Genomic DNA, 537 nt, shown 5'->3' with positions numbered 1-537 from the left:
GGATGATTAGCGCGGTATGTCGGCAATGCAGAATAGCCTTGAGGGGATCACCGTCGTTGCCGTGGAGCAGGCTGTGGCCGCGCCTTATGCGTCATCTCGCCTTGCGGATGCCGGCGCCCGAGTGATCAAGATTGAACGGCCGGAAGGGGACTTTGCCCGAAGCTACGACAAGTTGGTTCGGGGGCAGAGCGCCTACTTCGTCTGGCTCAACCGGGGCAAGGAGTCGGTCTGTCTAGACCTGAGGTTGGAGGCGGACCGCGAGGTTCTCGACACGCTCATTGCCAGTGCAGACGTCTATATCCAGAATCTGAAACCGGGCAGCATTGAAAAACTGGGTTTCGCGTCTGCGGATCTCCGTCGACGTTTTCCGCGGCTGATCACCTGCGAGATCTCTGGATTCGGGAACACAGGGCCGTATTCCCATTTGAAGGCCTATGATCTCATCGTCCAGGCCGAAACAGGTCTATGCGCGATCACTGGCAACCAACAAGGGCCCGCGCGTGTAGGGGTCTCGGTTTGCGACATTTCGGCGGGCCT

Annotated in this window: 1 protein-coding gene; it reads left to right on the top strand. The window is 59.0% G+C overall.

The window, feature by feature from the left end; genetic code table 11:
• Positions 1-25: 25 nt before the first annotated feature.
• Positions 26-537, top strand: a 512-nt coding sequence (locus EN780_RS37130) for a CaiB/BaiF CoA-transferase family protein (RefSeq protein WP_133372996.1), incomplete at its 3' end; no start/stop codon positions are given.

Source organism: Mesorhizobium sp. M4B.F.Ca.ET.089.01.1.1, assembly GCF_004022605.1.
Taxonomy (GTDB): domain Bacteria; phylum Pseudomonadota; class Alphaproteobacteria; order Rhizobiales; family Rhizobiaceae; genus Mesorhizobium; species Mesorhizobium abyssinicae.
The sequence above is the reverse complement of the archived record's forward strand: the minus strand, read 5'-3'. Positions and strand labels throughout refer to the sequence as shown.